At 38.3% G+C, this 25112-nt stretch carries 20 protein-coding genes and 1 pseudogene; 5 read left to right on the top strand and 16 right to left on the bottom strand.

From position 1 onward, the window contains the following. The first annotated feature begins 214 nt into the window (after positions 1–214). On the top strand, positions 215–961 hold the full coding sequence (locus AC1DEF_RS22620; RefSeq protein ID WP_097823837.1) for a phosphorylase family protein: 747 nt from the start codon (positions 215–217) through the stop codon (positions 959–961). Positions 962–1070: 109 nt separating this feature from the next. Here AC1DEF_RS22620 and AC1DEF_RS22615 read toward each other — a convergent pair whose 3' ends face one another. After that, a complete protein-coding gene (locus AC1DEF_RS22615) occupies positions 1071–1457 on the bottom strand; it encodes a MerR family transcriptional regulator (RefSeq protein WP_097823838.1) in 387 nt (128 codons plus the stop codon). Next, complete coding sequence (locus AC1DEF_RS22610; RefSeq protein WP_043979070.1) at positions 1457–2725, bottom strand: MFS transporter; 1269 nt, start codon at positions 2723–2725, stop codon at positions 1457–1459. Before AC1DEF_RS22610 ends, AC1DEF_RS22615 begins: the two co-directional genes overlap by 1 nt. A 423-nt stretch (positions 2726–3148) precedes the next feature. On the opposite strand from AC1DEF_RS22610, the gene AC1DEF_RS22605 reads away from it, so the two are divergent. Next, entirely contained in the window at positions 3149–4225 is a 1077-nt protein-coding gene (locus tag AC1DEF_RS22605; RefSeq protein ID WP_097823839.1) for a cyanophycinase, read from the top strand. A gap of 74 nt (positions 4226–4299) precedes the next feature. Here AC1DEF_RS22605 and AC1DEF_RS22600 read toward each other — a convergent pair whose 3' ends face one another. The 4 genes from AC1DEF_RS22600 to AC1DEF_RS22585 form a co-directional block, all read right to left on the bottom strand. Next, positions 4300–6345, bottom strand: coding sequence for a sigma 54-interacting transcriptional regulator (locus tag AC1DEF_RS22600; RefSeq protein ID WP_097823840.1), 2046 nt, complete (start codon positions 6343–6345; stop codon positions 4300–4302). 219 nt (positions 6346–6564) lie between these two features. Continuing rightward, positions 6565–9117 carry a cyanophycinase gene (locus AC1DEF_RS22595; protein ID WP_097823841.1) on the bottom strand — a complete coding sequence of 851 codons (2553 nt, stop codon included), beginning with the start codon at positions 9115–9117 and terminating at the stop codon, positions 6565–6567. Between the two features lie 92 nt (positions 9118–9209). Continuing rightward, positions 9210–10382, bottom strand: coding sequence for a beta-aspartyl-peptidase (gene iadA, locus AC1DEF_RS22590; protein ID WP_097823842.1), 1173 nt, complete (start codon positions 10380–10382; stop codon positions 9210–9212). Between the two features lie 63 nt (positions 10383–10445). Continuing rightward, the gene (locus AC1DEF_RS22585; RefSeq protein WP_097823843.1) at positions 10446–11867 is read right to left on the bottom strand and encodes a YfcC family protein; all 1422 of its coding nucleotides are present in this window, start codon (positions 11865–11867) and stop codon (positions 10446–10448) included. Positions 11868–12300: 433 nt separating this feature from the next. On the opposite strand from AC1DEF_RS22585, the gene AC1DEF_RS22580 reads away from it, so the two are divergent. Then, a complete protein-coding gene (locus tag AC1DEF_RS22580) occupies positions 12301–13371 on the top strand; it encodes an isocitrate/isopropylmalate dehydrogenase family protein (protein WP_427076702.1) in 1071 nt (356 codons plus the stop codon). Between the two features lie 39 nt (positions 13372–13410). Beyond that, a complete protein-coding gene (locus AC1DEF_RS22575) occupies positions 13411–14349 on the top strand; it encodes a nucleoside hydrolase (protein ID WP_230184315.1) in 939 nt (312 codons plus the stop codon). Positions 14350–14434: 85 nt separating this feature from the next. On the opposite strand, the gene AC1DEF_RS22570 is transcribed toward AC1DEF_RS22575, so the two are convergent. From AC1DEF_RS22570 to AC1DEF_RS22535, 8 genes are all read right to left on the bottom strand, one after another. Beyond that, positions 14435–14599 (bottom strand): hypothetical protein, encoded by a 165-nt coding sequence (locus AC1DEF_RS22570; RefSeq protein WP_164797590.1) that lies wholly within the window; start codon positions 14597–14599, stop codon positions 14435–14437. A 3-nt stretch (positions 14600–14602) separates the two neighbouring features. Continuing rightward, positions 14603–15034: a MarR family winged helix-turn-helix transcriptional regulator gene (locus tag AC1DEF_RS22565; protein WP_477727552.1), complete on the bottom strand. Its 432-nt coding sequence runs from the start codon at positions 15032–15034 to the stop codon at positions 14603–14605. A 189-nt stretch (positions 15035–15223) separates the two neighbouring features. Next, positions 15224–16207 carry an agmatinase family protein gene (locus AC1DEF_RS22560; RefSeq protein ID WP_477727551.1) on the bottom strand — a complete coding sequence of 328 codons (984 nt, stop codon included), beginning with the start codon at positions 16205–16207 and terminating at the stop codon, positions 15224–15226. Next, complete coding sequence (gene hutI / locus AC1DEF_RS22555; RefSeq protein ID WP_427076700.1) at positions 16182–17471, bottom strand: imidazolonepropionase; 1290 nt, start codon at positions 17469–17471, stop codon at positions 16182–16184. Before hutI ends, AC1DEF_RS22560 begins: the two co-directional genes overlap by 26 nt. Positions 17472–17487: 16 nt before the next feature. Continuing rightward, positions 17488–19149, bottom strand: a complete 1662-nt coding sequence (gene hutU, locus AC1DEF_RS22550; RefSeq protein ID WP_043979099.1) for a urocanate hydratase — start codon at positions 19147–19149, stop codon at positions 17488–17490. Positions 19150–19199: 50 nt separating this feature from the next. Next, positions 19200–20711 carry a histidine ammonia-lyase gene (hutH, locus tag AC1DEF_RS22545; protein ID WP_477727563.1) on the bottom strand — a complete coding sequence of 504 codons (1512 nt, stop codon included), beginning with the start codon at positions 20709–20711 and terminating at the stop codon, positions 19200–19202. Positions 20712–21067: 356 nt separating this feature from the next. Further along, positions 21068–21892, bottom strand: a complete 825-nt coding sequence (locus tag AC1DEF_RS22540; RefSeq protein WP_427076697.1) for an aldo/keto reductase — start codon at positions 21890–21892, stop codon at positions 21068–21070. Between the two features lie 37 nt (positions 21893–21929). Continuing rightward, entirely contained in the window at positions 21930–22121 is a 192-nt protein-coding gene (locus AC1DEF_RS22535; RefSeq protein WP_097823850.1) for a hypothetical protein, read from the bottom strand. 315 nt (positions 22122–22436) lie between these two features. On the opposite strand from AC1DEF_RS22535, the gene AC1DEF_RS22530 reads away from it, so the two are divergent. Continuing rightward, positions 22437–22910 carry a YbaK/EbsC family protein gene (locus AC1DEF_RS22530; RefSeq protein WP_013082511.1) on the top strand — a complete coding sequence of 158 codons (474 nt, stop codon included), beginning with the start codon at positions 22437–22439 and terminating at the stop codon, positions 22908–22910. 866 nt (positions 22911–23776) lie between these two features. Here the strand turns inward: AC1DEF_RS22530 and AC1DEF_RS22525 are convergent. Beyond that, positions 23777–24085 carry a DUF5634 family protein gene (locus AC1DEF_RS22525; RefSeq protein ID WP_052500311.1) on the bottom strand — a complete coding sequence of 103 codons (309 nt, stop codon included), beginning with the start codon at positions 24083–24085 and terminating at the stop codon, positions 23777–23779. A gap of 230 nt (positions 24086–24315) precedes the next feature. Beyond that, positions 24316–25111: pseudogene (map, locus tag AC1DEF_RS22520) on the bottom strand (type I methionyl aminopeptidase). Position 25112 lies beyond the last annotated feature (1 nt).

Genomic DNA, 25112 nt, shown 5'->3' with positions numbered 1-25112 from the left:
AAGCGTTAGTAAGAAATTTCTTTTATTATTACTGAATTCCTTTTTAATTCTAAATATTTGTCGAGAAATGAGCAAAAAAAGCACGCATAACTTCATTTTTAAATCAGCACTGTCATTTCTTTTATATTTGTTAGTTCTAAAAATTAAAGGAATGAAAGCTAGTAATGAAGAATTCTTTTCTAACTAGTCTAAATGAGAAAATAAGGAGAAAAAGATGAAGCTGTATGGCGATTTTGAAAAAGAAGATTGGCTAAACGTATTAAAGCTACCAGAAAAAGAGCTGCCTAATGCATTTATTATTCATGGTGAGTGGGAATTTCAAGATAATATAAATTTATGGAAGGAGATCTTATCCACTGATGTTCATATGCCTAAATGGAACACGGTAATAGGTAAGTTAAATAACAGAAACATAGGATTTGCGAATGTGTACGGCAGTCCGATGGCGTCAAACATCGTACATCAATTTGCCGGCAGCGGAACCGACTTATTTATTCAAACGGGATATTTTGGAGGCTTATCTTCTACTATACAATATGGAGATATCTTAATCGTATCTGCAGCAAAAATGCAAGATGGCGTATCACACTGGTATTTACCAGAAAAAACGCTTGTAGAAGCTGACCAAGAGTTAGTGGAAGCCGCCTGTAGATATTGTGAACAAAAAGGCTACAGCTATATAAAAGGACACGTGGTCAGTATGGGTGCCATGCTGATCGAGACACTTGACATGGTAAAGGAATGGTCGCTTGCAGGTTTTCTCGGTGTGGATATGGAGACAGCTACCACTTTGGCCATTGCTCATAAATTCAACAAGCGGGCTGTCGGCTTATTAAATTTATCAGACCACCTTCTTCACGGCGATACTCTTTATTCGTATACAAAGGACAGAGAGTTAATAGAAAGTGCAACTGATAAAGCAATTCGCGATGTAGCTCTTTATTTAAGCAGTACATACTAGAATAGAACAAACAAAACAAGATAACTGTGCAGTTATCTTGTTTTGTTTGTTTCGCAGTTTTTAACACCTGTATAGTTTGGGTATGAACAGGATTCTCTGTTATCAGCATTTAAATTTTTATTTGTTTATTGTTTAAACCAGCTTCCAACGTATCGTACAGCGCAAGTTTATAATTAATTCGTTCTAGATGTAGGTAGGTTTGCGACATGTCTGCTTCCACTTTCTTTTTATGCTGAAGCATCATCTTTCTACGTTCGCTGATGGTACTTTCTCCTTTTTTATATGACTCTACATACTGTTTAATCTCGACAAGCGGCATCCCTGTTGCACGTAAGGCTAAAATAAACTTGACCCACTCGATATTCTGGTCATTGTATAGACGGTGATCATGTTCATTTCGTTCCACAAATGGTAAAATGCCTTCCTTTTCGTAGTATCGCAGAGTGGGCGTAGACAGCCCCGTTTTTTCTTGCATGTCTCTCATTGTATAAGACATTAAGAAGCATTCAGCACCTTTTGCTCCTTTTTTCCTTTTTCTTTAATTAGTAAGACACCTAACAACCCCATCATTGAAAACAAAATGGGAATCATAAAAGCATAATGATAACCAACATGCAGCGAACGCTCGGGGAATAAATCCAGGACATTTCCGAAAATACTAGGTAATAATACTGCGCTTAAAAAGCCTCCCATATTGGCAAAACCTGATACAACTCCTACTTCTTTTACTGAGAAGGATTGACGTACTACGGCAAATGTCAAAGCGCTTGCGCCGTTTCCAAAGCCGATGATAAAAAGCAAAATAACGACTAGCATGAATGAAGGTTTCACGCCGGAAAGTAATAACCCAGTCCAGCTAAGCACCACAATAAGATGAATAAGTGAATAAATTTTTTTAATGGAATTTAACCTGCTTGATATCCAGCTGATTAAAGGTCCGCCAATCATAGCGCCAAACAGACCATACATAATAAGCTGACTTGCATCAGCGCGAGATAAATGGAACACATTCATTCCATAAGGAACTCCCCAAGAACCAATAAAACCGATATATGTACCAACTACACCAAAATGACAAAGAAATGTTGCCCAGGCTTGGCGAGTCGTCATCACTCTCCTTAGGATCGCCCATACACTTTCCGGAGTCTTAACAGAGGATTTATTTGCTTTAGCATCATCTTGAAATAATCGTTTAGGTTTTACCACCAAAACGACATAAAGCAGGTAGGATACCGCCATTAAAACTAGACCTATGCTAAGAAAGGGAACCCTCCAGCCTGAAAATGAAATCCACATAGACAAAGGCACGGTAGCTGATAATGAACCTACACTTCCTACCAGCCCAATTAAACCTAATAGCTTTACAAACTCATTTCCCTTAAACCACTGACTTAAAATTAACACTAAATTGACAAAAATCATGGAGTCTCCCGTACCGACTAGTAAACGAGAGAAAATTAACACATATTCGTTAGGAGACGTGCTGTAGATAAGACTTCCTATTCCTGTTAAAAGCGACCCTATAATCAAAAATCGATTGGGACCGTATCGGTCAGAAAGTAAACCAATAGGAATCTGAAGACCTGCATATGCTAAAAATTGTATACTAGTCATTAATCCTATAACAGACGCTGAAACGTGAAAATCTTTCATTAACTGTTCTGTAATAAGTCCAGGGGCTGTTCGTTGACTGACAATCAAATAATACGCTAATAAAGCGGTTCCAAAAACAACCCATCTGTAGCTACTTTCCTGTTTGTTCATTTTGACAGATCCTCTCATGTATAGTTTTTCTGCGTAGAAATGCTGGTGGAAAATGTTTAAGAGATGAAGATATTGATAGAATGAAGGTCTGTTTGATAAATAAGTCGCTATTGCGGACAGCTCTTCTTTTTATCCTTGTTTTTCCTTTCTATTATAATTTTAAGTTTTTAAAGGTGATTTTTCAATGAGGGATGTAATCTTGTAATATACCTTTTGCAATTTCTTTTCACTATTAGATATCCAAGTTAGAGTCGTTCTCGCCATTTTTCGGGTGTAAAAAACCTTAATAATGACCCATAAATAACCTATATTACACATAGAGCTTTTAAAAAAAGCCTTCTTTCACTATTTTGCCGGTGTTCAATAAGTTGGTATAAAACTTGCATGTTCATTTATGAACACTTATTAAAGGAGGAGAACTTTATGAAAAAAGCTGAACGTAAGAAAAGTATTAAAAAGCAGGTCATTACTTGTGCTGTTCTCGCGGCATCTCTTTTACTTCCAATCTCCACTTCCGCTGCTTCTGCACCTTATACGCTTTATCAAATCGGAAGTACTGCAGACAAAGCTACTAGTACAAGCTTCGGACAAGTCTATATGGGCGGAAGCATCGATGTAGATGAAGCATTCAAATGGATGATTCAAAAGGCAAATGGCGGAGATTTCTTGGTTATAAGAGCGACGGGTACTGACGCCTATAATTCATATATCTATGACCTCGCCAAAAGCATAGGTAAGCCCCTTAACTCTGTTAGCACAATTGTTGTTGATGATTTAATAAGAGCAGGTTCAGACTCTTCTTTAATTGACAAAATTAACAAAGCAGAAGGCATCTTTTTTGCTGGAGGCAATCAAGCTGATTACGTAGATTTCTTAGAAGGATCCCCAGCTCTTACAGCCTTAAATAATCGTATTAATCAAGGCATTCCTTTTGGAGGAACAAGTGCCGGCACCATGATTCAAGGTGATCACGTTTATGACTCTATCTCAGCAGGCTCTACAACTTTAGATTCGAAAACAGCGCTAAACAATCCCTATAGTTCTCTTATTTCTTTTACAGATTATTTGATTCAAACCCCGCATAATAATAACATTCAAACAGACACTCATTTTGAACAACGAGATAGAATGGGACGTTTTTTAACATTTCTTGCACGTAATATCCAAGACGGAGAAGAAACTGGAACAAGCGCCAAGGGAATTGCTGTTAATGAACAGTCAGCGCTTCTGGTAGAAAAAGATGGTTCAGCTAAAGTAGTAACACAGCCAGGCTCTACAAATGCAGCTGTTTATCTAGCTAAAACGAATAAGGCGCCTGCTACTTGTATAAGTGGTCAGCCGCTGACGTTTAATAATATTTCTATCTATAAACTATTTAATGGCAGCACTTTTAATCTTTCCACTTGGACGGGTTCTGGAGGGTTAGCTTATACTTTAAACGTAAACGGCGGTGTTATTACTTCCTCTACAGGAAAAGTATACGGAGGAAATCAGCCGTAAACGCCCAGTCTATGACGACACTATTTTATAGAAAAGGGAAACTTGATTAGTGAAGTTTCCCTTTCTTCCGTATATTAAGGATTGATTAAGTGCTGTTTTGTTTTTAAATGATATAGATAATGCAGTCCTTTTTCTGTTATTTTCGTTCCTGCTCTGCCTCTGCGTTTTATAATATACTCTCTTTCTTCTAGTACATCCAAACGATTTCTCACCTGCTGTTCTGTAAGAGTAAAGCCTTTTAAATGCTGTGTAATCCACTTTCTGCTTGCTGCTTTTCCTGTATCATTACACTGCTTTATCGTTTCTAACAGAGCGTGATTTTCTTGAAGTTCGATCAAGTCAACCGATTCATTTTCAATTTCATGTAAAGTATGCTCCTCCTTTTGACTACTAAGCCTATACTCTACGTCTTTTGCTTTCACTTCGTTTTCATCGCAGACAGTAAGCAAATACTCGATGACTCCTTTTAATTCTCTTATGTTTCCTAGCCATTCATATTCGATAAGCAGCTTCATCGCTTCTGGATGGATATGCGTCCACGTTTTTGATTTAGAAATAAAATGATGAATCAGTAAAGGAATATCGGTTCTTCTATATCTTAAAGGAGGAATCGTTAAAGATAATACGTGTAAACGATAGTACAAATCTTCTCGAAACAACCCTTCTTTCATTTTATGTAGTAAATTGTTGTGAGTAGCTGCTATTATTCTTACATTGATCGGAATAACTCTTGTCCCTCCTACCCGTCTAATTTCTTTTTCTTGAAGCACTCTTAAAAGCTGAGTTTGTAAACGCGGACTGATATCACCAATTTCATCCAGGAAGATCGTACCTTTATCAGCGCTCTCAAACAGCCCTTTTTTGCCGCCTTTTTGGGCTCCTGTAAAACTGGCTTCTTCATACCCAAACAGCTCACTTTCTAGCAATGTATCGGTCATGGCACTGCAATTCACGGCAAGAAACGGTCCGTTTTTACGTGTAGAATGATTATGGATAGCCTGAGCAAACAGCTCTTTTCCTGTACCGGTTTCTCCTTGAATTAAAATAGGGTACTCAGTAACCGCCATTTTCCGGGAAATTTCAATCGTTTTAAGCAAAGCTGGGTGTTCTCCGATAATATCTTGATAATTATACTTAGCAGAAAAGCCGTTTTTTCTAAGTTCTGACTGCGCTTTTCCTTCTATTTCAACAGCTTGATTCACACTTTTAAACGTTGCTACCGTAGTATTGCTTTCCTGAATCATAGACTTATAGATAACCATTTCGTATCCGTTTACGTTAAAGTACTGACTTTTCTCGTCGGACGATGTAATAAACTCCACAAGGCCTTCGTTAGAAATGACATGTTGAATTTCACGATTTACAACATCAGAAGAAGATAGCTGAAACAATGATTCTAACCTTTTATTAAATAACGTAATTCTTTTATTGAAATCCACGGCCAGGATCCCATCTTCTACTACATTTACAACACTCTTTACATGGAGGTGAAGTTCTTTCATTTGCCCTTCTGCTTCTATTAGCTTTTTTTGCAGCTCAATAATATTTCGTAAATAGCGATCCCAAATAATTGAATGATTAGACTGATTAAAACCAAATGATTTTATAAGTTCAAAAATGGTCGCCATATCAAAAAGCCTAACGCCTATATCAATTACATGTTTTACATATGGCGGACATAAGTGAATCTCACCTGGAGAAACAGCAACTTCCACACCTTCGTAATAGGTCTTTTGCTTTTTAAAAGGAATAAACTGAACATGATTAATACCTACTTGATAGAGAGATTCTATTAATTTAAGGGTTTCTTTATCGTCATCGTTTACAATTAATACTTTTGTATGGGCGGGGATTTGCAGCAATTCATTTATATGTTTATGGTGAATCGTTCTATTTCCTACAATTTCATGTGCATGCTGAACGTCTAATCTGTCCTTCAGTTCGTGCTTTATACTCTCTGATGAGTAGAGTACAACATCGCCATCAATTTCACCCGGTAATTCTTCGTCAATCGCAAAGCATTCAATAAAAATGTAATCGTCTAGCAGCTCTTTTAATTGATTGTGCAAAATGATTCTAGTTTGCTTGCTTCCTGTTATTAAAACTAATTTCTTTTTCATCGTATGAACACCTTTCTACAGGCCTTTAAATTTGCTTGCCTTCAGAGATTAGTCTTGGAATACTGTACCTATCATTTTATACGTTGCCCTGCATTTCATCTAGCGGACGTTTGTCCCTATTGCAAATAAAAATAAGTAGAAAAAAGTGCCTCCGCTTTAATAGGTGGAGGCACAATATGCTAAAGTGCTAGATGCATTGAATTACTGTCTGTTCTCTTTTTATTTAATAGCTACTTTTATTGGTTTGATATCTAACGCAACTTTCACAATGGAATAATCGTCTTTTTGACCGTCTGTATAAGCCCAATAACCATTGCTTTCAGCACTTTTTCGGAAGGTAAGCTCAAAACCTTTGTTTTGGTTAAATGCATAGCTCTTTATTTCTTTACTCTGAGCGTTATCAACAAGATCGTAAGCTAAGAACTTGCTTAGTACACCGTGCGGAGAGAAAAGACCTGTATTTGGTCCAACTTTTTCACTGTAGTATTCATTTTTTCTAGTAGATGTTTTAGCTGGGTTTATGACGATTTCTTTTGTTGTGAGATTTACTTTGTCGCCTGGAGTGATACAAGAGATAAGAATATTTTTGTAATCACTCGGAAATTTGTCATTTCCCTGTACCTTCGCTAAGTCAACTAGCGTAATACCGCCTCTTCCCACAACTTCTATTTGTTTTGCTTTATTATTTACCACCATAGCAGTATCTTCATCAATTCCGTATGAAAGCTGATTTTTATTTCCTTTTTCATATGCTGTTGCAATAAGACGTCCGAGTCTTGCTTTGTTGTCAAAATGCTGATCAACAAGACCGTATTGGAAAAAGCCAAGACCTTTTTCCAAATAAGCAGGCCCGCCTTCTTGCTGAGTCATATCATTATATGTGTTTGTAAATCCGTAAGAAAGAGCTCCGTAGCTATCTCCGCCTGCGAGCATAGTATTACTCATAATTGCAGCGCCGGCGCTCGTACCGCCAAGTACTGCCCCGTTTTTATACGTATGCCATATAGCTTGTAAAACTTTTGAGTCCGAACCATTTTCATTACGCAAGGAGCCCGTAATCAAGGTTTGATCTCCTCCTACAAACCAAATGCCCGTTAGCCCTTTGACTTTTTGCGCTAGTTTATCACTGTTCATATTTGTTTTCCAAGTCGACTCATTTTCAGAAGTCCCTTTAAAGTCATGGTTCGAAATAGGTAAAATCTCTATATTTTCCGCTTTCACTCCGTATTTAATTAAATCACTTTTAAACTGATTAGAAGAGTCGAACTTAGTACTCGCTGCAGGCACAATTCCTATTTTGGCTTGTTTTCCTCCTGCAAGATTAATAAACTTGTTATACACGCTTGAATTGCTGCTGCCAAGCGCTCCTCCTGCAATTAAGAGATTACCTTTAATCGAATCGTATGCAGAACTTTCAGATGAAGAAAAAGTAGGTTTTTTATACGTTAAACTAGTTTTTCTATCCGATTGGAATTTGAAGGTTTTAGGCGTAATATCCATTCTGACATTTACAATGGAATAGTCGTCTTTTTGTCCGTCAGTATATCTCCAGTAGCCGTTTGTATCATTGTCCTTTTGAAAAGCAATTTCATATCCCGACCCTTTACTGTCATAAACATAGCTTTTCGCAGATTTCATCGATTCATTGTCAACAAGAGAATAGGATAAATAAGCCTTTAATCTTCCATATGGCGTAAAAACACCCGTAGCAGGCAGTGCGTTAAACGAGTAATATTCAAATCTCTTCGTTTCTACTTTCTCTTTTGGAAATTCAAATGACTTTAAATGATAGTTAATTTTATCTCCAGAAGATAAGTAACTAACCTTCATATTCTCTAATCCCGAACGAGCTTTCTGCTTAGATACAAGCTTAGCTTTACTCATATCCAAGACGGCTACTCCGCTTCGTCCAACAACTTCAATCTTTTGATCTTTATTGTTAACGACCATAGCCGTATCTTCGTCCACACCGTATGCAAAGTTTTTTTCTTTGTCACGTTCAGAAATATATGCAGCTACTGCAAGTCGCCCAAGTCGTGCTCGTTCATCCATGTGCTGATCAATTATGCCGTGTTGGAAAAAACCCAGCCCTTTTTGAGTTGATAGAGGCTTGTACTCTTTTTGACTGCGTTTGTTTTTGCTTACATGTTTATTTTCCTTGTTTTCTAAACTGTCTTTTAACGCTCCTAGACTGTCTCCTCCTGTAATCATGACGTCACTCATAATTGCAGCTCCTGCACTTGTGCCTCCGATTACTGCTCCTTTACGATATATATCCCAAATAGCTTTTAACGCTTCAGAATCACTTCCATTATTTTGACGAAGAGAATCCACAATTTTGGTTTGATCTCCTCCAACAAACCAAACTGCCGTTAGTCCTTTAATCTTATGGGATAACTTCTTATCATTTACTTGATTCTTCCAGGTTGATTCGTCCTTTTGTGTATCAGAAAAATCGTGATTTGAAACGGGAAGAATTTTAATAGAATCTGAGTTTGCTCCGTATTTTACGAGGTCTTCCTTAAACTTTTTAGAAGACTGCAGCGTTGTGCTAGCAGCTGGAATAATCCCTACTTTTGCTTTTTCTTTTCCTCCAGCAAGCGAGAGAAACTTTTCATAGATTTCGTGATTAGATGTCCCTATACCTCCGCCTGCAATAACAAGGCTGCCTTTAATGTCTTCAGTATTTTCTTGTGCTTTTGCAAGCAGCGGTGTACTCAAAGAAGAAAGTAATGTAAAGCTGATAAGACATGAAACAAGTTTCTTTTTCATTTGAAAGATCCTTTCCACGCAAATTTTAATATCTTTCTCTGACTAGCTCGTATCCTTCCTCGATACTTTCGTTAAAGGATGTTTAAAACCTGTTATTCAAACGTTCCTTTCACAACAGGGACACCGTCTTTTACCATTACTTTACCTTGAGCAAAAACTGTTTTAATTGTTAGTGTCTCTTTGTCTAAAAGGACTAAATCTGCATCTTTTCCAGGTTGAATATGCCCTTTATTGGACAGTTTTAATACTTTGGCAGGATTAGAAGTAATGACTTGAAGAGCTGTTTCTAACGGCACTGATTCTTCTAATACTGCATCTCGTACTTCTTGAAATAAAGAAGACACTTTTCCAACTTGAAGCCCTTTATAGTCTCCGTTATCATCAAAAAACGGCAGGCTCGCTTGTCCATCGGATGAGAACGTAATGCTCGAGATTGGAACTTCTTCTTCAAGCATGATACGTAACCCTTTGCTGCACTTAACTTCGCCTTCTTCTAAAAAATATGGAATGGTGCTAGTTGTAAAATCTACATAGCCACCTCGTTTTGCAAATTGAATTCCTTCTTTAAACAGTTCTTCATTTCGATTAATATGTGTAGGATGAAACTGACGAATTGGCAGATCTGTTTCATCTGCGATTTGATTTAATAAAGATAATTTCCGTTTTCCATCCCCTACATGAACTTCTAATATTCCGGCTTTCCCTGATAAAATCCCTCCATTGCGGGCAGCAGAAGCCGCCTTTACCAGTTCTTCAAATGTCGGTTCAGAGGAACGGTGGTCAGAAATGGCAATTTCACCTACTCCGATAATTTTATCAATTAAAATAAGATCTTCTTCGATGCTGGTAGTTAACGTTTTTACTGGTATTTGATAAGAACCTGTGTGAATAAAGCAGCTAATTCCTTCTTCTTCTAATCCTCTTGCTTTAGCAAGAAGACTTTCCATTCTTCTTGTTGTACCGTCTGTTCCAAGTACACCTACAATAGTTGTAACACCGGCAGTCGTTGCATCGGTTAACATTAGTTCAGGCGTGCGTGTTTTATATCCGCCTTCTCCTCCTCCGCCAATAATATGAACATGTGAGTCAATAAAGCCTGGAGCTATAACATCATTAGCAGCGTCTACAACATGAATAGGAATGGACGTATTTACATAATCAATACAATCCTCTATAAGGATGATTTTGCTGTCTGCAAGCAATACGTCTTTTTTTCCTAAATACTCTGGTGCATATACTTCTGCGTTTTTGATTAAGGTTAACAACTTCTATTCCTCCTACTAGTAAGCTCAACTTACGAATAACATTTTTCTATATAATTTTAATGCTTAAAATGGTCCGTAATTGATAAAATAAGCAATCACAACGGCAATTAAACCAATCACATATTGAATAAGGACTAACGGCAACACCCATTTGGCCCACTTTGTCCATGAAATTCCCGCAATCGCTAAACCAGCCATTAATGTTCCAGCTGTCGGGAAGATAATATTTCCAATGCCATCTGCAAAAGAAAAAGATAATACTGCTGTTTGCCTTGTAATATCAAGTAAATCTGCAAGAGGCGTCATGATTGGCATCGTCAGCATCGCATGACCTGTTCCAGATGCTAAAATAAGATGAATCAGCGCTTGGAAGTTATAGATTCCGATGACGCTTAAATATCCCGGAATATGCTGAATAGCTCCAGATACTTGATGAAGCATAGGGTCTACAATATGTCCTTCATTTAAAACAACAAGAACAGCACGAGAAACTCCGATAACAAGCGCTCCTCCAACTAGTGCTGCTGCCCCGTTTGTAAATGACTTAACTGTATTTTCAACAGAGAGCCTTCCAATAATCCCAATCACAACAGTCAAAATGACAAATAAAGAGGCAATTTCAGTAATGTACCACTTATACTTAATAACGCCAAAAGCAAGAATTACGTAGTTAACAAGAAATGCTGCCATAATCCATTTATGCTTTCTAGTTAACTTGGCATCCGAGTTTAAAAGTTTATTTGCGCTGGTTATGCTGTATTTTCCGTACGTCCCAATAGAAGGACTTTTTTTCACTTTCATCGCATATCGGTAGACAAACCAAACTGAAACAGCGTAAACAACTACAAACAAGATGAGTCGAAAGCCCATTCCAGAAAACATAGGAAGCTCTGCTACTCCTTGCGCAACACCAACTGTAAATGGATTCATAACTGCCGTAGTAAAACCAGCCGATGCGCCAATTAACACAATAGCAGTCCCTGTTAATGCATCGAATCCAAGAGCAAGTGCCAAGGGAATTAAAAGAGGAATATAGGCTAGCGTTTCTTCCGCCATCCCCATTAAAGAACCGCCTACTGCAAAAAATAACATCATAACAGGAATTAATAATTTTTCTCGGGTAGCAAGTTTTTTAGCCATCGTTGTAATTAATACATCTACTGTCCCCGTAGCGCTTAGTACACCAAAGAAACCGCCGATAATTAATACAAAAAAGATAATGTCGGCTCCTTCTACCATTCCTGTATGTATTGCTTTGACCATTTCAAAGAATCCAACAGGTGTAGAATCAATCCATTTAAACGATTGAGGATCTACCGTTGTTCTCCCGTCTACTTCTACACGCGCATATTCTCCAGCTGGCAAGATATACGTTAAAATGGTAGCAATCACAAGAAAGCCTAACAATAAAGCAAAAACGTTTATTTTCCTCTCTTTTTTCCGTACCTGATTTAATGAACTCATTTCCTTTTGCGGTTCACTCATTCTTCTTCTCCCCTTCATTGTGAAATAATAGCTTTAGACAAACATCTCTTTCTTTAAAAGCAGCTTCCTTATCTGCGACTACATATTGCTCCTTTCTTTTGTATTCCTCATATACAGTACAAGCAATTTTCGTGCCAACGTAGAACCGTTTAATTTTCTGAATTATGATATAATTAAATCGTGTTTTAGGTGTTAATTGGGTGTTTTTAAAAAATTAACAGCGCCAATTAAGATGTTGGTTGATAGAAAATCTGGAGCACGAAGCATTAGCTAGTTCTTTTTTTAAAAAGCTGCAAAAAGAAAGATAAAAGAATTTAATCTATAAACATAAAAAATACTATTTTATTATTGTCTTTTCTTTAAGTAGATTAATACTATAAACCTTCAATCTATTTATAAAAGCATTGCGCATAATGAAAGGGTGTTCAAAACAATGACTGTTTATCGTATCGGGGTATTGGGGGGTGATGGCATCGGGCCGGAGATTGTCGATGCCGCAGTTAAGGTAGTTAAAAATGCTTCTTGCAAAGCAGGAGTAAAAATGGAATGGATTTATCTGCCTATGGGATGGGAAGGAATTAAACAATATAACAATCCTCTTCCAGAAGTAACGATAGATGCTTTAAAACATACGCATGGATGGATACTTGGCCCGCATGATTCTGCGGCTTACCCTCTTGAACACAAAGAAAAGCGTAACCCTAGCGGAGAGCTTCGTCACAGTTTAGATCTTTACGCAAATATTCGCCCTGCTAAAACAATGCCAGGTATTAAAAGCGTCGTGAAAGAAGCTGATTTAGTGATCGTCCGAGAAAATACAGAAGGATTTTATGCCGATCGTAATATGTATTCTGGACATGGGGAATGGCAGATTACAAAAGACGTTGTGGTAACATCGGGCGTATTTACGCGAAAAGCCGTAGAAAGAATTGCGCGTGAAGCTTTTGCATTGGCTATGCAGCGTCGTAAAAAAGTAACAATCGTACATAAAGCAAATGTTTTAAGATTAAGTACCGGACTATTTCTAAATGTTTGTCGAGAAATAGCTGAGCAATATCCTGAAGTAAAAGTGGACGACCACCATATCGATGCCATGGCTGCTCATCTCGTACGTCGTGCAGCCGATTTTGATGTCATTGTGACAGAAAACATGTACGGTGATATTCTTTCAGATTTAGCCGGCGAGCTTGTAGGAAGCTTAGGATTAGCCCCTTCTCTTAATGCAAATGAACATATCGCTATGGCACAAGCAGCTCATGGTTCTGCGCCAGATATCGCAGGTTTGAACATAGCAAACCCAACCGGTATTATTTCTTCAGCAGCCATGCTACTGAAATGGTTGGCTGAAAAACATGCGGATCACAAACTTACAGAAGTGGCTGCTACAGTAGAACACGCACTTTATCAAACGCTCCAAGCTGAAGTGAAAACGAAAGATTTAGGCGGACATGCCTCTACGTCGGAGTTTACAGAAGCTATTTTAGAAAAAATAAAATCCATGTAAAATTAACAGCAATTTATCCATTCTATAGAGGTGATCATAATGAAAAAAAGAAAGATTATTATGGACTGTGATCCAGGTCATGATGATGCTATTGCTATTATTTTGGCTGCCGCACGACCGGAATTAGATATTTTAGCGATTACAACTGTTTCAGGAAATGCAGAAATTGAAAAAACGACGATGAATGCTTTGAAAGTGTGTGATTTAGTATCGTTACATAACGTGATTGTTTCAAAAGGAGCAAGCGAACCAATGATGCGCAGACGTGAAAACGCGCCTAGTATACACGGGGATTCAGGATTAGACGGCCCTGAGTTCCCGGCTCTCTCTCGCAGCTGGAGCGAAGAACACGGAGTAGATACTATTATACGAATGGTCAAAGAGTCAGAAGATCCCGTTACGCTTTTGCCTACCGGTCCTTTAACGAACATTGCTTTAGCTTTAATAAAAGCTCCAGAAATTAAAGAAAACATTGAAGAGATTATCCTTATGGGCGGTGGAACCTTCGGGAACTGGACGCCAACGGCTGAGTTTAACATTTGGGCAGATCCAGAAGCGGCTAAAAAAGTGTTTGATAGCGGTATTCCACTAGTAGTAATGGGGTTAGATATTACGCATCAAGCCGTTGCAACAGATAACGTTATTAACCAAGTGATGAACATTGATAATAACGTAGCAAAAAAGGTGGGTGAATTATTAGCGTTTTTTAAATCTGCCTATAAAGAAACGTTTGGCTTTGATGGTCCGCCTGTTCACGATGTATTAACCGTTGCTTATTGCATAGCTCCAGAACTATTTACGCTCAAAGAAGTTAATATTGTAGTAGAAACACGCGGAGAATACACGGCTGGAACGACTTCAGTTGATTTGCTTGGAGTTACAGGAAGGAAAGCAAATGCGAAGTTTGGTTTAACCCTTGATGTAGATGGTTTTTGGGATTTAATGATTGAGGCTCTTAACACATATTCGGCTTCGTAATGTTCATCTAGAAGATAGGTTTTATAAGATCAGCACCAGAACGTCGAGTTCGCAACTTGCTGGTGCTGACTTACTTTTATTCATACTATCTAGCTGTTTTTTTCGCTTTTTGATTGAGCATTACAGTAATGATTGAAGCAACAATAACACCTGTAATTAAACAGTTTGATATATCTTTATAAATTACTCCCATTACTGTCCCGCCTATAACGCCTACACTAATAAGTGAAATTCGCTCTCTTTGATTCATGATTTATCCCTCCATCTTTTTTAATAAAACATTTAATTTATGAAGAGCGAAGTGCAGGTCTAATTGCTCTTCTTCATTTAACTTCGCAAGATTTGCATGAAAGTTACTATAAATTCCTCTCCATTTTTCCTCTTGAATACTTTTTCCTTTAGACGTTAATGAGACTAAAACCGCACGCTTATCTCGCGGATCAGGCATTTTGATTAAATATCCTTCATTTTCTAATTCACTGATAACATTCGTTAACTGTTGTTTGGCAATATTTAACCCTTGGCTAATTTCCTTAATATTCAAATCTTTTTTTTGCATATACATAAATTCAACTACGTGATTTTGTAAATGTGTTAATTTCACTTCATTTTTATTTAAGTTCTTGAAATTTTCAAATAAAATCGGTATTAAAGCGATATATTCCTTAGCCAGCTTTTCCTTCATGAGATATCCACCTTCTTTAGTAAATATATTATTACTAAATTTGAATAAAAACAATAAAAATAGTTTATTTTAGTAAAAATATATTTACTAAAATCCATACATACTTCTAAAGTTATTTTATCCCAATCTCAACAATCGTTTCTTAATCTTATAAAAAGAGCCATAAAAAAAGTAAGGAAGCACACTTCCTTACTTTCTGTTTGCAACGCCCGTTAAAAAATTCAAAAACACGTGTACGCCTGCTTTCACGGTAATTTCTCCTACATCACGCAGCGGATCTAGACATACAATGTCCATTGCTTGAACAAGCGGATGACTCCCGGCGGTGTATACTGCTTCAAACAACTCATCTGTCCTCATTCCGCCTGTCGTTCCTGCTGGAACTCCCGGTGCGTAAGCGATATCTAACACGTCCATATCAACTGTTAAATAGATCATGTCTACCTCTTTGCTCAGCTGTTTTAATGCTTCTTTCACCGTATGAGTTATTCCTGCTTTTCTTGCTTGCAGTAATGTTACATAATGGACGCCTTTGCTATCTGCATATTCCTTTAACGATTTTGAATTATAAAACCCGTGAAGTCCGATATTCCATACATGAGCTGCATCAATCGTGTTGCTTTCGATTAAATTACGTATAGGGGTTCCGTTAGAAGGACCGTTATCTTCTAAGCTGCGTAAGTCAAAGTGCGTATCAAACTGTAAAATCCCTATTTTCTGTTCGGGATATGACTCTTTCCACCCTTTTACTAACATAGCTGTAATAGAATGATCTCCTCCAAGCATAATAGGAAGCGCATGCGGATGGCATTTCCGCATAGACATCATCGCTTCTTTTATATACTGATGAGACTTCCCTATATCCGTGACGTGCTGCTTGGCGTCTCCTAAATCCAGCACTGACAAGGAAGTCAAATCCGTATCATACTCAATATGATACGGGTTAAAGGATTTCCAGAGCTTCCTCATGGCCATTGGCGTCTCACTGGCTCCAGAAGCGCTAATGGAAGATCTTGAAAGAGGCACGCCTAAGACCGTAATATCTATCGATGTAAAGTCGACGTTGCTCCCATCTTCAACTGTCTGAATCCAATCACTTACTTTTGGGTCAGAAGTACTTTGACGCTGCCAGCAAAAAGGCGGTCGATCAAGCTGTGGGTACGGATAGTTCATGTAAAACACCGCCTTCAACCACAACTTTTCCATCTTTTAATACCGTGTCTACAAGATTTACGGCATAGTTATACTGCAGCGTTTGGTAATTGGGAGCGTCAAATAGCACTAAATCGGCTTTTTTATCTACTTCGATACTTCCGATTTGATCCCCTTTGCAAATGGCATGAGCCGCGTTAATCGTACAGGCGGTTAAAACTTCTGCTGGCGTCATCTTCATCGTTAAACAAGCTAAATTCATAATAAACGGCAGCGATTCCGTAGGAGAAGACCCTGGGTTTCGATCTGTAGACAAAGCAACAGGCACTCCTGCTTCGATCATTTTTCTAGCACGCGCCGGCTCTTCCATTAAAAAGAATGCAGTACCCGGCAATAGGACGGCTATAACTCCGCTTTCAGCCATTTGCTTAATTCCTTGATCCGATGCCTTTAACAAATGATCCGCTGACACAGCTCCCACTTTAGCCGCTAATTCTGCCCCTCCAAAAGACACAATTTCATCGGCGTGGATTTTAGGTTTTAGTCCGTATGCTTTTCCAGCTTGTAAAATACGATCTGACTGTTCAACTGTAAACACGCCTTCTTCACAAAATACATCACAAAACTCCGCTAGCTCTTCTTTTGCAACGATTGGTATCATTTCTTCGATAACGAAACGAACAAACTCATCTTCATTTCCTTTGTACTCAACTGGCACCGCATGAGCTCCCATAAAGGTTGAAACAACATCTACCGGATGCTGTTCATTCAGTTTCTTCGCTACTTTTAATTGTTTGATTTCATCTTTAAGATTTAAACCGTACCCGCTTTTGGCTTCGACAGTTGTAACTCCGTACTGCAGAAATTTATTTAAACGTTTTGTAGATTGCTTGATTAGCTCCTCTTCTGTTGCTTGTCGTGTACTAACGGTTGTTTGTAAAATTCCTCCTCCCGCTTTTAAAATATCAATATACTTTGCCCCGTTTAAGCGCATTTCTAATTCTTTTTCACGACTGCCGCCAAACACAAGGTGAGTGTGTGGATCAATTAACCCAGGCGTTACGATTTTTCCTTCGGCATCAATTATATTAATAGGTTCATGAATATGCTCAAGGTATTCCTGCGCTTTGACGTCAGGCCCAACAAATACAATTCTTCCATTTTTCACGAGTACGCTGCCATTTTCAATGATTCCCAGATCTGACATTTCCTCCGATCGTCTAGGCTGACTTCCTCCCTTAACCGTAATGACTTGTGCAGCGCATTTGATATACGTAATAGTCATACGTATCCCTCCTTTTTTATTCATTTAACCCCGGAATTTGTATTCCTTTTTCTTTTGCAGTTTGAATGGCCTTATCATAGCCGGCATCTACATGACGAACTACACCCATGCCTGGGTCTGTTGTTAAAACACGTTCTAGACGTTTGGCGGCTTCTTCCGTCCCGTCTGCTACTACAACCATTCCAGCGTGAAGAGAATACCCCATGCCTACTCCTCCTCCGTGGTGAACAGATACCCAGCTTGCGCCTGCTGCCGTATTAACTAATGCATTTAAAATCGGCCAGTCTGCTACTGCATCACTGCCGTCTTTCATTGCTTCAGTTTCACGATTTGGCGACGCCACAGAACCGGCATCTAGATGATCTCTGCCAATAACGATAGGTGCTGACAGTTCTCCGTTTGCTACCATATCATTAATAATTTTTCCAAAGCGCGCTCTTTCTCCGTATCCTAGCCAGCAAATGCGAGCCGGCAATCCTTGAAACTCAATTTTTTCTCTCGCCATTTTAATCCAGTTGCAAAGATGCGTATTATCCGAAAACTCACGTAAAATGACTTCATCTGTTTTATAAATATCCTCTGGGTTTCCTGACAAAGCGACCCATCGAAACGGTCCTTTTCCTTCACAGAACTGCGGACGGATATACGCTGGGACAAATCCTGGGAAATCAAATGCATTCTTGATGCCTTCATCAAGCGCCACTTGGCGAATATTATTGCCATAGTCAAAAGCAACCGTGCCTTTTCTTTGCATCTCTAACATGGCTTGAACGTGGATAGCCATACTTGCTTTTGATTGTTTTATATATTCATTTGGATTTGTATTCCGCAATCTTTCTCCTTCTGCTAAGCTGACTCCAATCGGCAAATATCCGTTAAGTGGATCATGTGCCGATGTTTGATCCGTCACAATATCTGGGATAAATCCTCGCTCTATCATTTCAGGAAGAATCTCGGCTGCATTTCCAACTAATCCAATGGAAAGCGCTTTGCCCAATCTTTTTGCATCTTCAGCTAACGTGATTGCATCAGCTACACTTTCGACTACCGTATCGCAATATTTTGTTTCGATACGTTTTTCAATACGCGTGCGATCAACATCAATTCCAATTACAACGCCGCCTGCCATCGTAACGGCTAGCGGCTGTGCACCTCCCATTCCTCCTAATCCGGCTGTTACCGTAATCGTTCCTTTCAAAGTTCCGTTAAAATGCTGGTTGGCACACTCAGCAAATGTTTCATACGTTCCTTGAACAATGCCTTGGCTTCCGATATAAATCCAGCTTCCTGCAGTCATTTGTCCGTACATCATTAACCCTTTTTTATCAAGCTCATGGAACGTCTCCCAATTTGCAAAAGCAGGAACAAGATTCGAATTCGCTAATAAAACACGCGGTGCATCACTGTGGGTTTTAAAAACCGCAACAGGCTTACCGGACTGTATGAGAAGCGTTTCATCTTCTTCTAACTCTTTTAACGCTGCGACAATACGATCGAACGCCTCCCAGTTACGGGCTGCTTTTCCGATTCCTCCGTATACGACTAACTTTTCCGGATGCTCCGCTACTTCAGAATCTAAATTGTTTAGAAGCATGCGAAGAGCAGCTTCTTGTACCCAGCCTTTTGTCGTTAGTTCCGTCCCACGAGGCGCTTTCATTCCACTTTGTTTTGTCTCCATTTTGTTTTCCTCCTCTATAAAAATGAAAAACTGTTAAACGAACATTTTTATTACAGCGCTAGTTCATAATTAGTATCTTGCACAAAGGTTTTGAAATCAGCTGCTAACGCTTCAATATCACGTGAGAAAATTCGATCTTTAGTAATGGTTGGTACGGTTTTTCTAATTCTTGAATAAATTTTTCTTGTTTCCGAAGCAAGTTTATCGACTCCTTGAATATCGGCTGCTTGAGCCGCACAAATTGCTTCAATCGATAGAACTCTTCGTGTATTTTGGATAATTTGATAAGCATGACGTGCAGCAGTCGTTCCCATGCTGACATGATCTTCTTGATTCGCTGAAGATGGGATAGAATCGACACTTGATGGATGCGCCAATACTTTATTTTCGGAAACTAATGAAGCAGCAGCGTATTGAGTAATCATGAGCCCAGACTCTAAACCAGGATCTGCACTTAAAAATGCCGGAAGCCCGCTAAGCTGAGGGTTTACTATTCGTTCAATGCGCCGTTCAGAAATATTCCCAAGCTCCGCCAGTGCAATTCCTAGAAAATCCATAGCAAACGCAATGGGCTGCCCGTGAAAGTTCCCTCCAGAAATTACTTTGCCGCTGTCGGCAAAGATGAGCGGGTTATCGGTTGCTGAATTAATTTCAATTAATATCTTTTCTTTTACATAATTTAAAACTTGATAAATAGCACCATGAACTTGAGGAATGCAGCGCAGTGAATAAGCATCTTGCACTCTTATTTGACCTTGAGAAGTAGTTAATTGACTGCCTTCTAAATACGAAAGAATTCGGGCAGCTGCCTGCTGTTGTTCCGGATAAGGTCTTACTGCATGAGACTCGGGCATAAATGCATCTAAAATGCCTTGCAGACCTTCTAACGTCAGTGCTGCAATCCCGTCAGCAAGATCAGCTAGCTTTTGAGCTTCAAGGTACGAAACTACTCCTACAGCTGTCATTGCCTGAGTGCCGTTGATTAAAGCTAGCCCTTCTTTTGCTTGTAATTGGATAGGCTCAAGCCCCGCTAGCTTTAAAGCTTCTTCTCCCTGCATTCGCTGACCATTATATACAGCTTCTCCTTCTCCAACTAACAGCAGCGCTAGATGTGATAATGGAGCTAAGTCACCGCTAGCTCCAAGTGAACCTTGACTTGGGATAACCGGCACTACATTTTGGTTTAAGCAATCGATAAGCAGCTGCAAGGTTTCCAGTCGTATGCCTGAATACCCTTTAGCTAATGCATTCGCTCGTAACAGCAGCATCACTCTGCTTACCTCTAAAGAGAATGGTTCTCCTAGTCCACAGGCATGACTGCGAATCAAGTTAATCTGCAGATCAGCTAAGTCCGTTTTTGAAATAACCGTATCGCTAAACTTTCCGAATCCAGTATTTACTCCGTAAATTACGTTGTTGTTCGTAATACTTTCTTCAACTAACGTTCTGCTTTTTTGTATATGTTCAACTGCTTGATCGCTAATTTTCACGGAGTATCCTTGGTAAATAACTTTGTAGATTTGGTCAAACGTCAGTGAATTTCCGTCGATTTGAATAAACATCATACCCGCTCCCTTGTTAAACTGTAGACTACCTTTTTTGAACACAAAAAGGGGCTATATCAAAGAGGAAACAAGCTCCTTTTGATATAGCCCCCTATAAACTAACCTACTTACACTATGGGCTTTTATTAATAGTCGGCATTTCAACTTATACATACAAACAATCGCTAAATGACTAAATCACTATACACTTTAAGCTGTACAACTTAAAGCAACTAGAGTACCTACACTAAGTATTACGCTGAATTAATCATTTGTCAATTATTATTTAAGAAAATTTTAAATAATCTGAAATAAACTCATTATTTCTTATAGCAGCAATGGTTCACAGCTGCACATTCTTATTTCTTTAAACGTTATCGGACGTTCATGTCACTTGGGTGAGGACCTTTGCGGCGGTTGCTGTTTAACCCATTAATCTCTGCCATATCATCGGCAGTGAGTTCAAAATCAAACACGTTAAAGTTTTCTTCTATTCTAGACGGTGTAACTGATTTAGGGATGACAATTGTGTTGTTTTGTAAGTGCCAGCGCAATACAACTTGAGCCGGAGTTTTGCTATGTACTTCAGCAATTTTTTGAATGACCTCGTCTTGTAACACTTCTCCTCCTTGATCAAGAGGGCTCCATGCTTCCACAAAAATATTATGTTTGGCGCAAAACTCTTTTAATTCGTTTTGAGCAAGATACGGATGACACTCAATTTGGTTTAAAACCGGTGTTACATCACATTCGTTTAACAAGCGCTCTAAATGCTCAATCTCAAAGTTGCAGACGCCAATTGCTTTTACTTTTCCATCGTGATAAAGCTTTTCTAATGCTTTATACGTCTCCACATACTCATCATATTGAGGCGTAGGCCAGTGAATTAAATATAAATCGACATAATCAAGTCCTAATCGTTCTAAGCTTTCATCAAATGCACGTAATGCATTTTCATAGCCTTGGTCGCTGTTCCAAACTTTTGTTGTAATAAACAGCTGTTCTCGAGGAACAGAAGATTCTTTAATCGCCTGACCTACTCCTTCTTCATTTTTATAAATCATGGCTGTGTCAATAGAGGTATACCCAACCTCAATTGCTTTTGATACTGCAGCTGCTGCTTGGTTATCTTCTACTTGCCATACGCCAAATCCAAGCTGAGGCATTTTTAAACCGTTGTTTAATGTAACAAGATTCATTTTACACGTCTCCTTTTTTGTTAAAAAGTTCAAAGTTTTAATGATGGTGCCAGCCGATCAGCATAGCAACCTGTCCCATTATAATGCCGACTGGGATTCCTATAATCATGGCTCCAAATCGAAATTTAAAAGACCATGCACGCGGCACAAGGGAAAACAAATAAATCATACTCATCGTTGTCATACATGTACTGCTAAAAAAACTGACGACAGTGTGTAAATTTGGCATTACTTCTCCTCATTTCACTAGAACGTTTGCGCCTTTTCAATTTCATCATTTATCTTTCGTTCTAATGCCTATGTTTTCGCAGCCGACATAGTTACATTCGTCAAAGGGTTCCGTAATCCTGCTTTAATCAGTTAAAAATACTTTACCTACGTAACTTTTTTAATTAAAACGAATATGTGCTTTTAACTTCAAAGTTGTGTATAATTTCTGTATATTAAAATAATAAGATTTTTTCACTGTAAAGAACAACTGCACATTCTCTGTAAGGCAATCACACATATTTGCAAGAGTTAACGAAAGGAATGGATATAAAAAATGGCGATTGAAAAAGTAAAAGCATATTTTAAACAATACGGTATGGAGAATCGAATTATCGAAATGGATGAGTCCAGTGCTACTGTAGAACTAGCAGCGCAAGCTTTAAAATGCGAGCCGAAACGGATCGCAAAAAGTCTTTCTTTTAACGCCGAAGGAACTGTTCTATTGATTGTGGCAGCAGGAGATGCGAAAATTGATAACCGAAAATATAAAGAAGAGTTCGGAACCAAAGCAAAAATGCTTGGAGCAAGTGAAGTAGAAACGCTGATTGGTCATGCTGTAGGCGGAGTATGCCCGTTTGCCGTTAATGAAGGTGTTCACGTGTATCTAGATGAATCTCTGAAACGTTTTGTCACCGTTTTTCCTGCCTGTGGAAGTGGAAATAGTGCAATCGAATTAACAATACCCGAACTAGAAGAATTTTCGAAATGCTTAAAGTGGGTTGATGTATGCAAAGGGTGGAATGAATAATTTAGGTAAATTACGGTACAGCTATACATAAAATAAATCAATCAGCACGCCAACAAGCTGAAACAGTTTTTGTTTCAGCTTGTTGGTGTATTTAAACGAATTTATGAAACAGCTTAACCCAACCTAGGTAAGAAACCCCTAAGAGAAATACAAAAAGAAATAGTAAAGGAATGTTCCTAGGGATAAAAAGCCAGCCGTCTAACGTATTCCACAGAAATTCACTTTTATTTGCTTTTCTCATCATTTTCACCTCAAGCAGATTTACTATTTTGTCTTCAAAAATTCTTTTACATAGTTATATACAGTATCTTCAACTTATGACCTTTTTTCAAGAAAAACGTGCACAGAACATTGATTGAATGTGAATCTTTTGAATTCATACCCGCTATGTACTCATTCGTCATCTTAGTTTCATCTGTAAAAAAGAAGAAGCCTACATTTTTAGATGCAGGCTTCTTCTCGTTGATTCAGTCTTTCCTTTGTTTGCCTATTCAGGCCCTTTCGTTACGTATATCGGTTCATAACCAAAGTGCCTTGTGTCAGATACGAATATCTGCTTTCAATTTGCGGTAATACATTTGCTGAAGTCGCTGTTAAGCCTTTCAAAACTAATCAGTCCCTTCATACGCTAAGTATTTAACCTTTGACAACAACCATTTGCATGATAGCTGCTGTACTATATGTGTACCCCGTATTTATATAGTAAAACCTAAAAAAACAATTTTTTATTATATAATTTTCTAGATTTTAAAGCAAAGAAAATTTAGATAGTATAGATGAAAGACACCCGTCACCTATTAGCGCTTCTACTGCTCGTACTCAAGCGTTCAAAGAAAAGTATCCGCAGTGAAATTCATCAAATTTATTTAATGTATGATTTCATCAATTTTTTGAAATGCATCTTCAAGTGAAGCATGTCCATTTGTTTCTCCTTCGTTACCTTGAACAGTCCATTCTTGCTTTTCTACTGCTAGTTTCCCGTCTTTATCTTTTAGATAAGGTCTGTTTAGCATAAACACCTGATCATTCTTTTTTACTGTGTAGCCAAGATAATAGTGATTACCTTCTCCTTCTTCTTCATATACGGAGACGCCTTGAAGGTTATATTTGTTTAAAATGTCATCCATATGATGCGTCAGTTCACTTATAGCCGTTTCTCTTTTTACATATTCCACATTTTATACCCCTTTTCATTTTGATTTATGTTTAGCATTCCCTTGAGCATATTCAATTACACTATCTTTCAAACGTTATCTGAACAAAGCAAATCAATATGATCATCATTGATTGCATAATAAATCAAAAAAGCCACCTCACTATAACACAATAAAAAAACATTGCTAAGTGAAGTAGCTTTTTATTAATTAATGGAATCTATAAAAATAAGAAGACGTGCGAAACTTGATTATAGTTCAGTTAAAATAATCGGTTCACCGTTTGTTACCACAATCGTATGTTCACATTGTGCTACAAGACTATTATCAGGTGTAACAAACGTCCAGCCGTCGTCTCCGCGTTCAATGATATGATCAGCTTTCATAGAGATAAACGGCTCTACAGCAATAACAAGGCCTTTTTTCAAAAGTGCTTTATCCATTGGATCATAATAGTTTAAAATATGGTTAGGAGCGTCATGCAAGCTGCGGCCCACACCGTGACCCGTCAAGTTTTCAATAACAGCATATCCGTTTTGATGTGCAAAGTTAGAGACAGCACGACCAATTTGGTTTTGTTTTGAACCGGCTTTTACTTTTTTCATGGCTGCCCAAAATGCATCTACTGCAGCTTGGCACAGCTTTTCTTTTTCTTCGTCTTGCCCAATAACAAATGAAATACCGGTATCTGAATAATAGCCGTCAAGTACGGCAGATACATCCACATTTACTAAATCGCCATCTTTTAATACTCGATCTCCCGGAATACCGTGAGCCACTTCTTCGTTTACACTAATGCACGTTACACCTGGGAAATTATATTCTTTTTCAGGTGCAGAAATAGCACCGTGTTCATCCAATATTTTTTTACCGATCATATCAAGCTCTTTTGTTGTCATGCCTGCTTTTGCTTGGTTTTTCATCTCTTCGCGCGCAAGTGCAACGATGCGTCCAATTTTGCGTAAACTTTCTAAATCTTGTTCGTTACCAATAATCATAAAAAACACTTTCCTTCCTCGAAATATATATCCTATCCGATTTTATCATA

It is taken from the genome of Priestia sp. 10L35 (assembly GCF_056395685.1).
This window is presented reverse-complemented; position numbering and strand designations above follow the sequence as displayed.

What these genes read in the sequence shown, in the direction of transcription:
- AC1DEF_RS22620 (WP_097823837.1), top strand. Translation starts at nt 215, where the DNA reads ATGAAGCTGTATGGCGATTTTGAAAAAGAAGATTGGCTAAACGTATTA.
- AC1DEF_RS22615 (WP_097823838.1), bottom strand. Translation starts at nt 1,457, where the DNA reads ATGTCTTATACAATGAGAGACATGCAAGAAAAAACGGGGCTGTCTACG.
- AC1DEF_RS22610 (WP_043979070.1), bottom strand. Translation starts at nt 2,725, where the DNA reads ATGAACAAACAGGAAAGTAGCTACAGATGGGTTGTTTTTGGAACCGCT.
- AC1DEF_RS22605 (WP_097823839.1), top strand. Translation starts at nt 3,149, where the DNA reads ATGAAAAAAGCTGAACGTAAGAAAAGTATTAAAAAGCAGGTCATTACT.
- AC1DEF_RS22600 (WP_097823840.1), bottom strand. Translation starts at nt 6,345, where the DNA reads ATGAAAAAGAAATTAGTTTTAATAACAGGAAGCAAGCAAACTAGAATC.
- AC1DEF_RS22595 (WP_097823841.1), bottom strand. Translation starts at nt 9,117, where the DNA reads ATGAAAAAGAAACTTGTTTCATGTCTTATCAGCTTTACATTACTTTCT.
- AC1DEF_RS22585 (WP_097823843.1), bottom strand. Translation starts at nt 11,867, where the DNA reads ATGAGTGAACCGCAAAAGGAAATGAGTTCATTAAATCAGGTACGGAAA.
- AC1DEF_RS22580 (WP_427076702.1), top strand. Translation starts at nt 12,301, where the DNA reads ATGACTGTTTATCGTATCGGGGTATTGGGGGGTGATGGCATCGGGCCG.
- AC1DEF_RS22575 (WP_230184315.1), top strand. Translation starts at nt 13,411, where the DNA reads ATGAAAAAAAGAAAGATTATTATGGACTGTGATCCAGGTCATGATGAT.
- AC1DEF_RS22570 (WP_164797590.1), bottom strand. Translation starts at nt 14,599, where the DNA reads ATGAATCAAAGAGAGCGAATTTCACTTATTAGTGTAGGCGTTATAGGC.
- AC1DEF_RS22565 (WP_477727552.1), bottom strand. Translation starts at nt 15,034, where the DNA reads ATGAAGGAAAAGCTGGCTAAGGAATATATCGCTTTAATACCGATTTTA.
- AC1DEF_RS22560 (WP_477727551.1), bottom strand. Translation starts at nt 16,207, where the DNA reads ATGAACTATCCGTACCCACAGCTTGATCGACCGCCTTTTTGCTGGCAG.
- hutI (WP_427076700.1), bottom strand. Translation starts at nt 17,471, where the DNA reads ATGACTATTACGTATATCAAATGCGCTGCACAAGTCATTACGGTTAAG.
- hutU (WP_043979099.1), bottom strand. Translation starts at nt 19,149, where the DNA reads ATGGAGACAAAACAAAGTGGAATGAAAGCGCCTCGTGGGACGGAACTA.
- hutH (WP_477727563.1), bottom strand. Translation starts at nt 20,711, where the DNA reads ATGTTTATTCAAATCGACGGAAATTCACTGACGTTTGACCAAATCTAC.
- AC1DEF_RS22540 (WP_427076697.1), bottom strand. Translation starts at nt 21,892, where the DNA reads ATGAATCTTGTTACATTAAACAACGGTTTAAAAATGCCTCAGCTTGGA.
- AC1DEF_RS22535 (WP_097823850.1), bottom strand. Translation starts at nt 22,121, where the DNA reads ATGCCAAATTTACACACTGTCGTCAGTTTTTTTAGCAGTACATGTATG.
- AC1DEF_RS22530 (WP_013082511.1), top strand. Translation starts at nt 22,437, where the DNA reads ATGGCGATTGAAAAAGTAAAAGCATATTTTAAACAATACGGTATGGAG.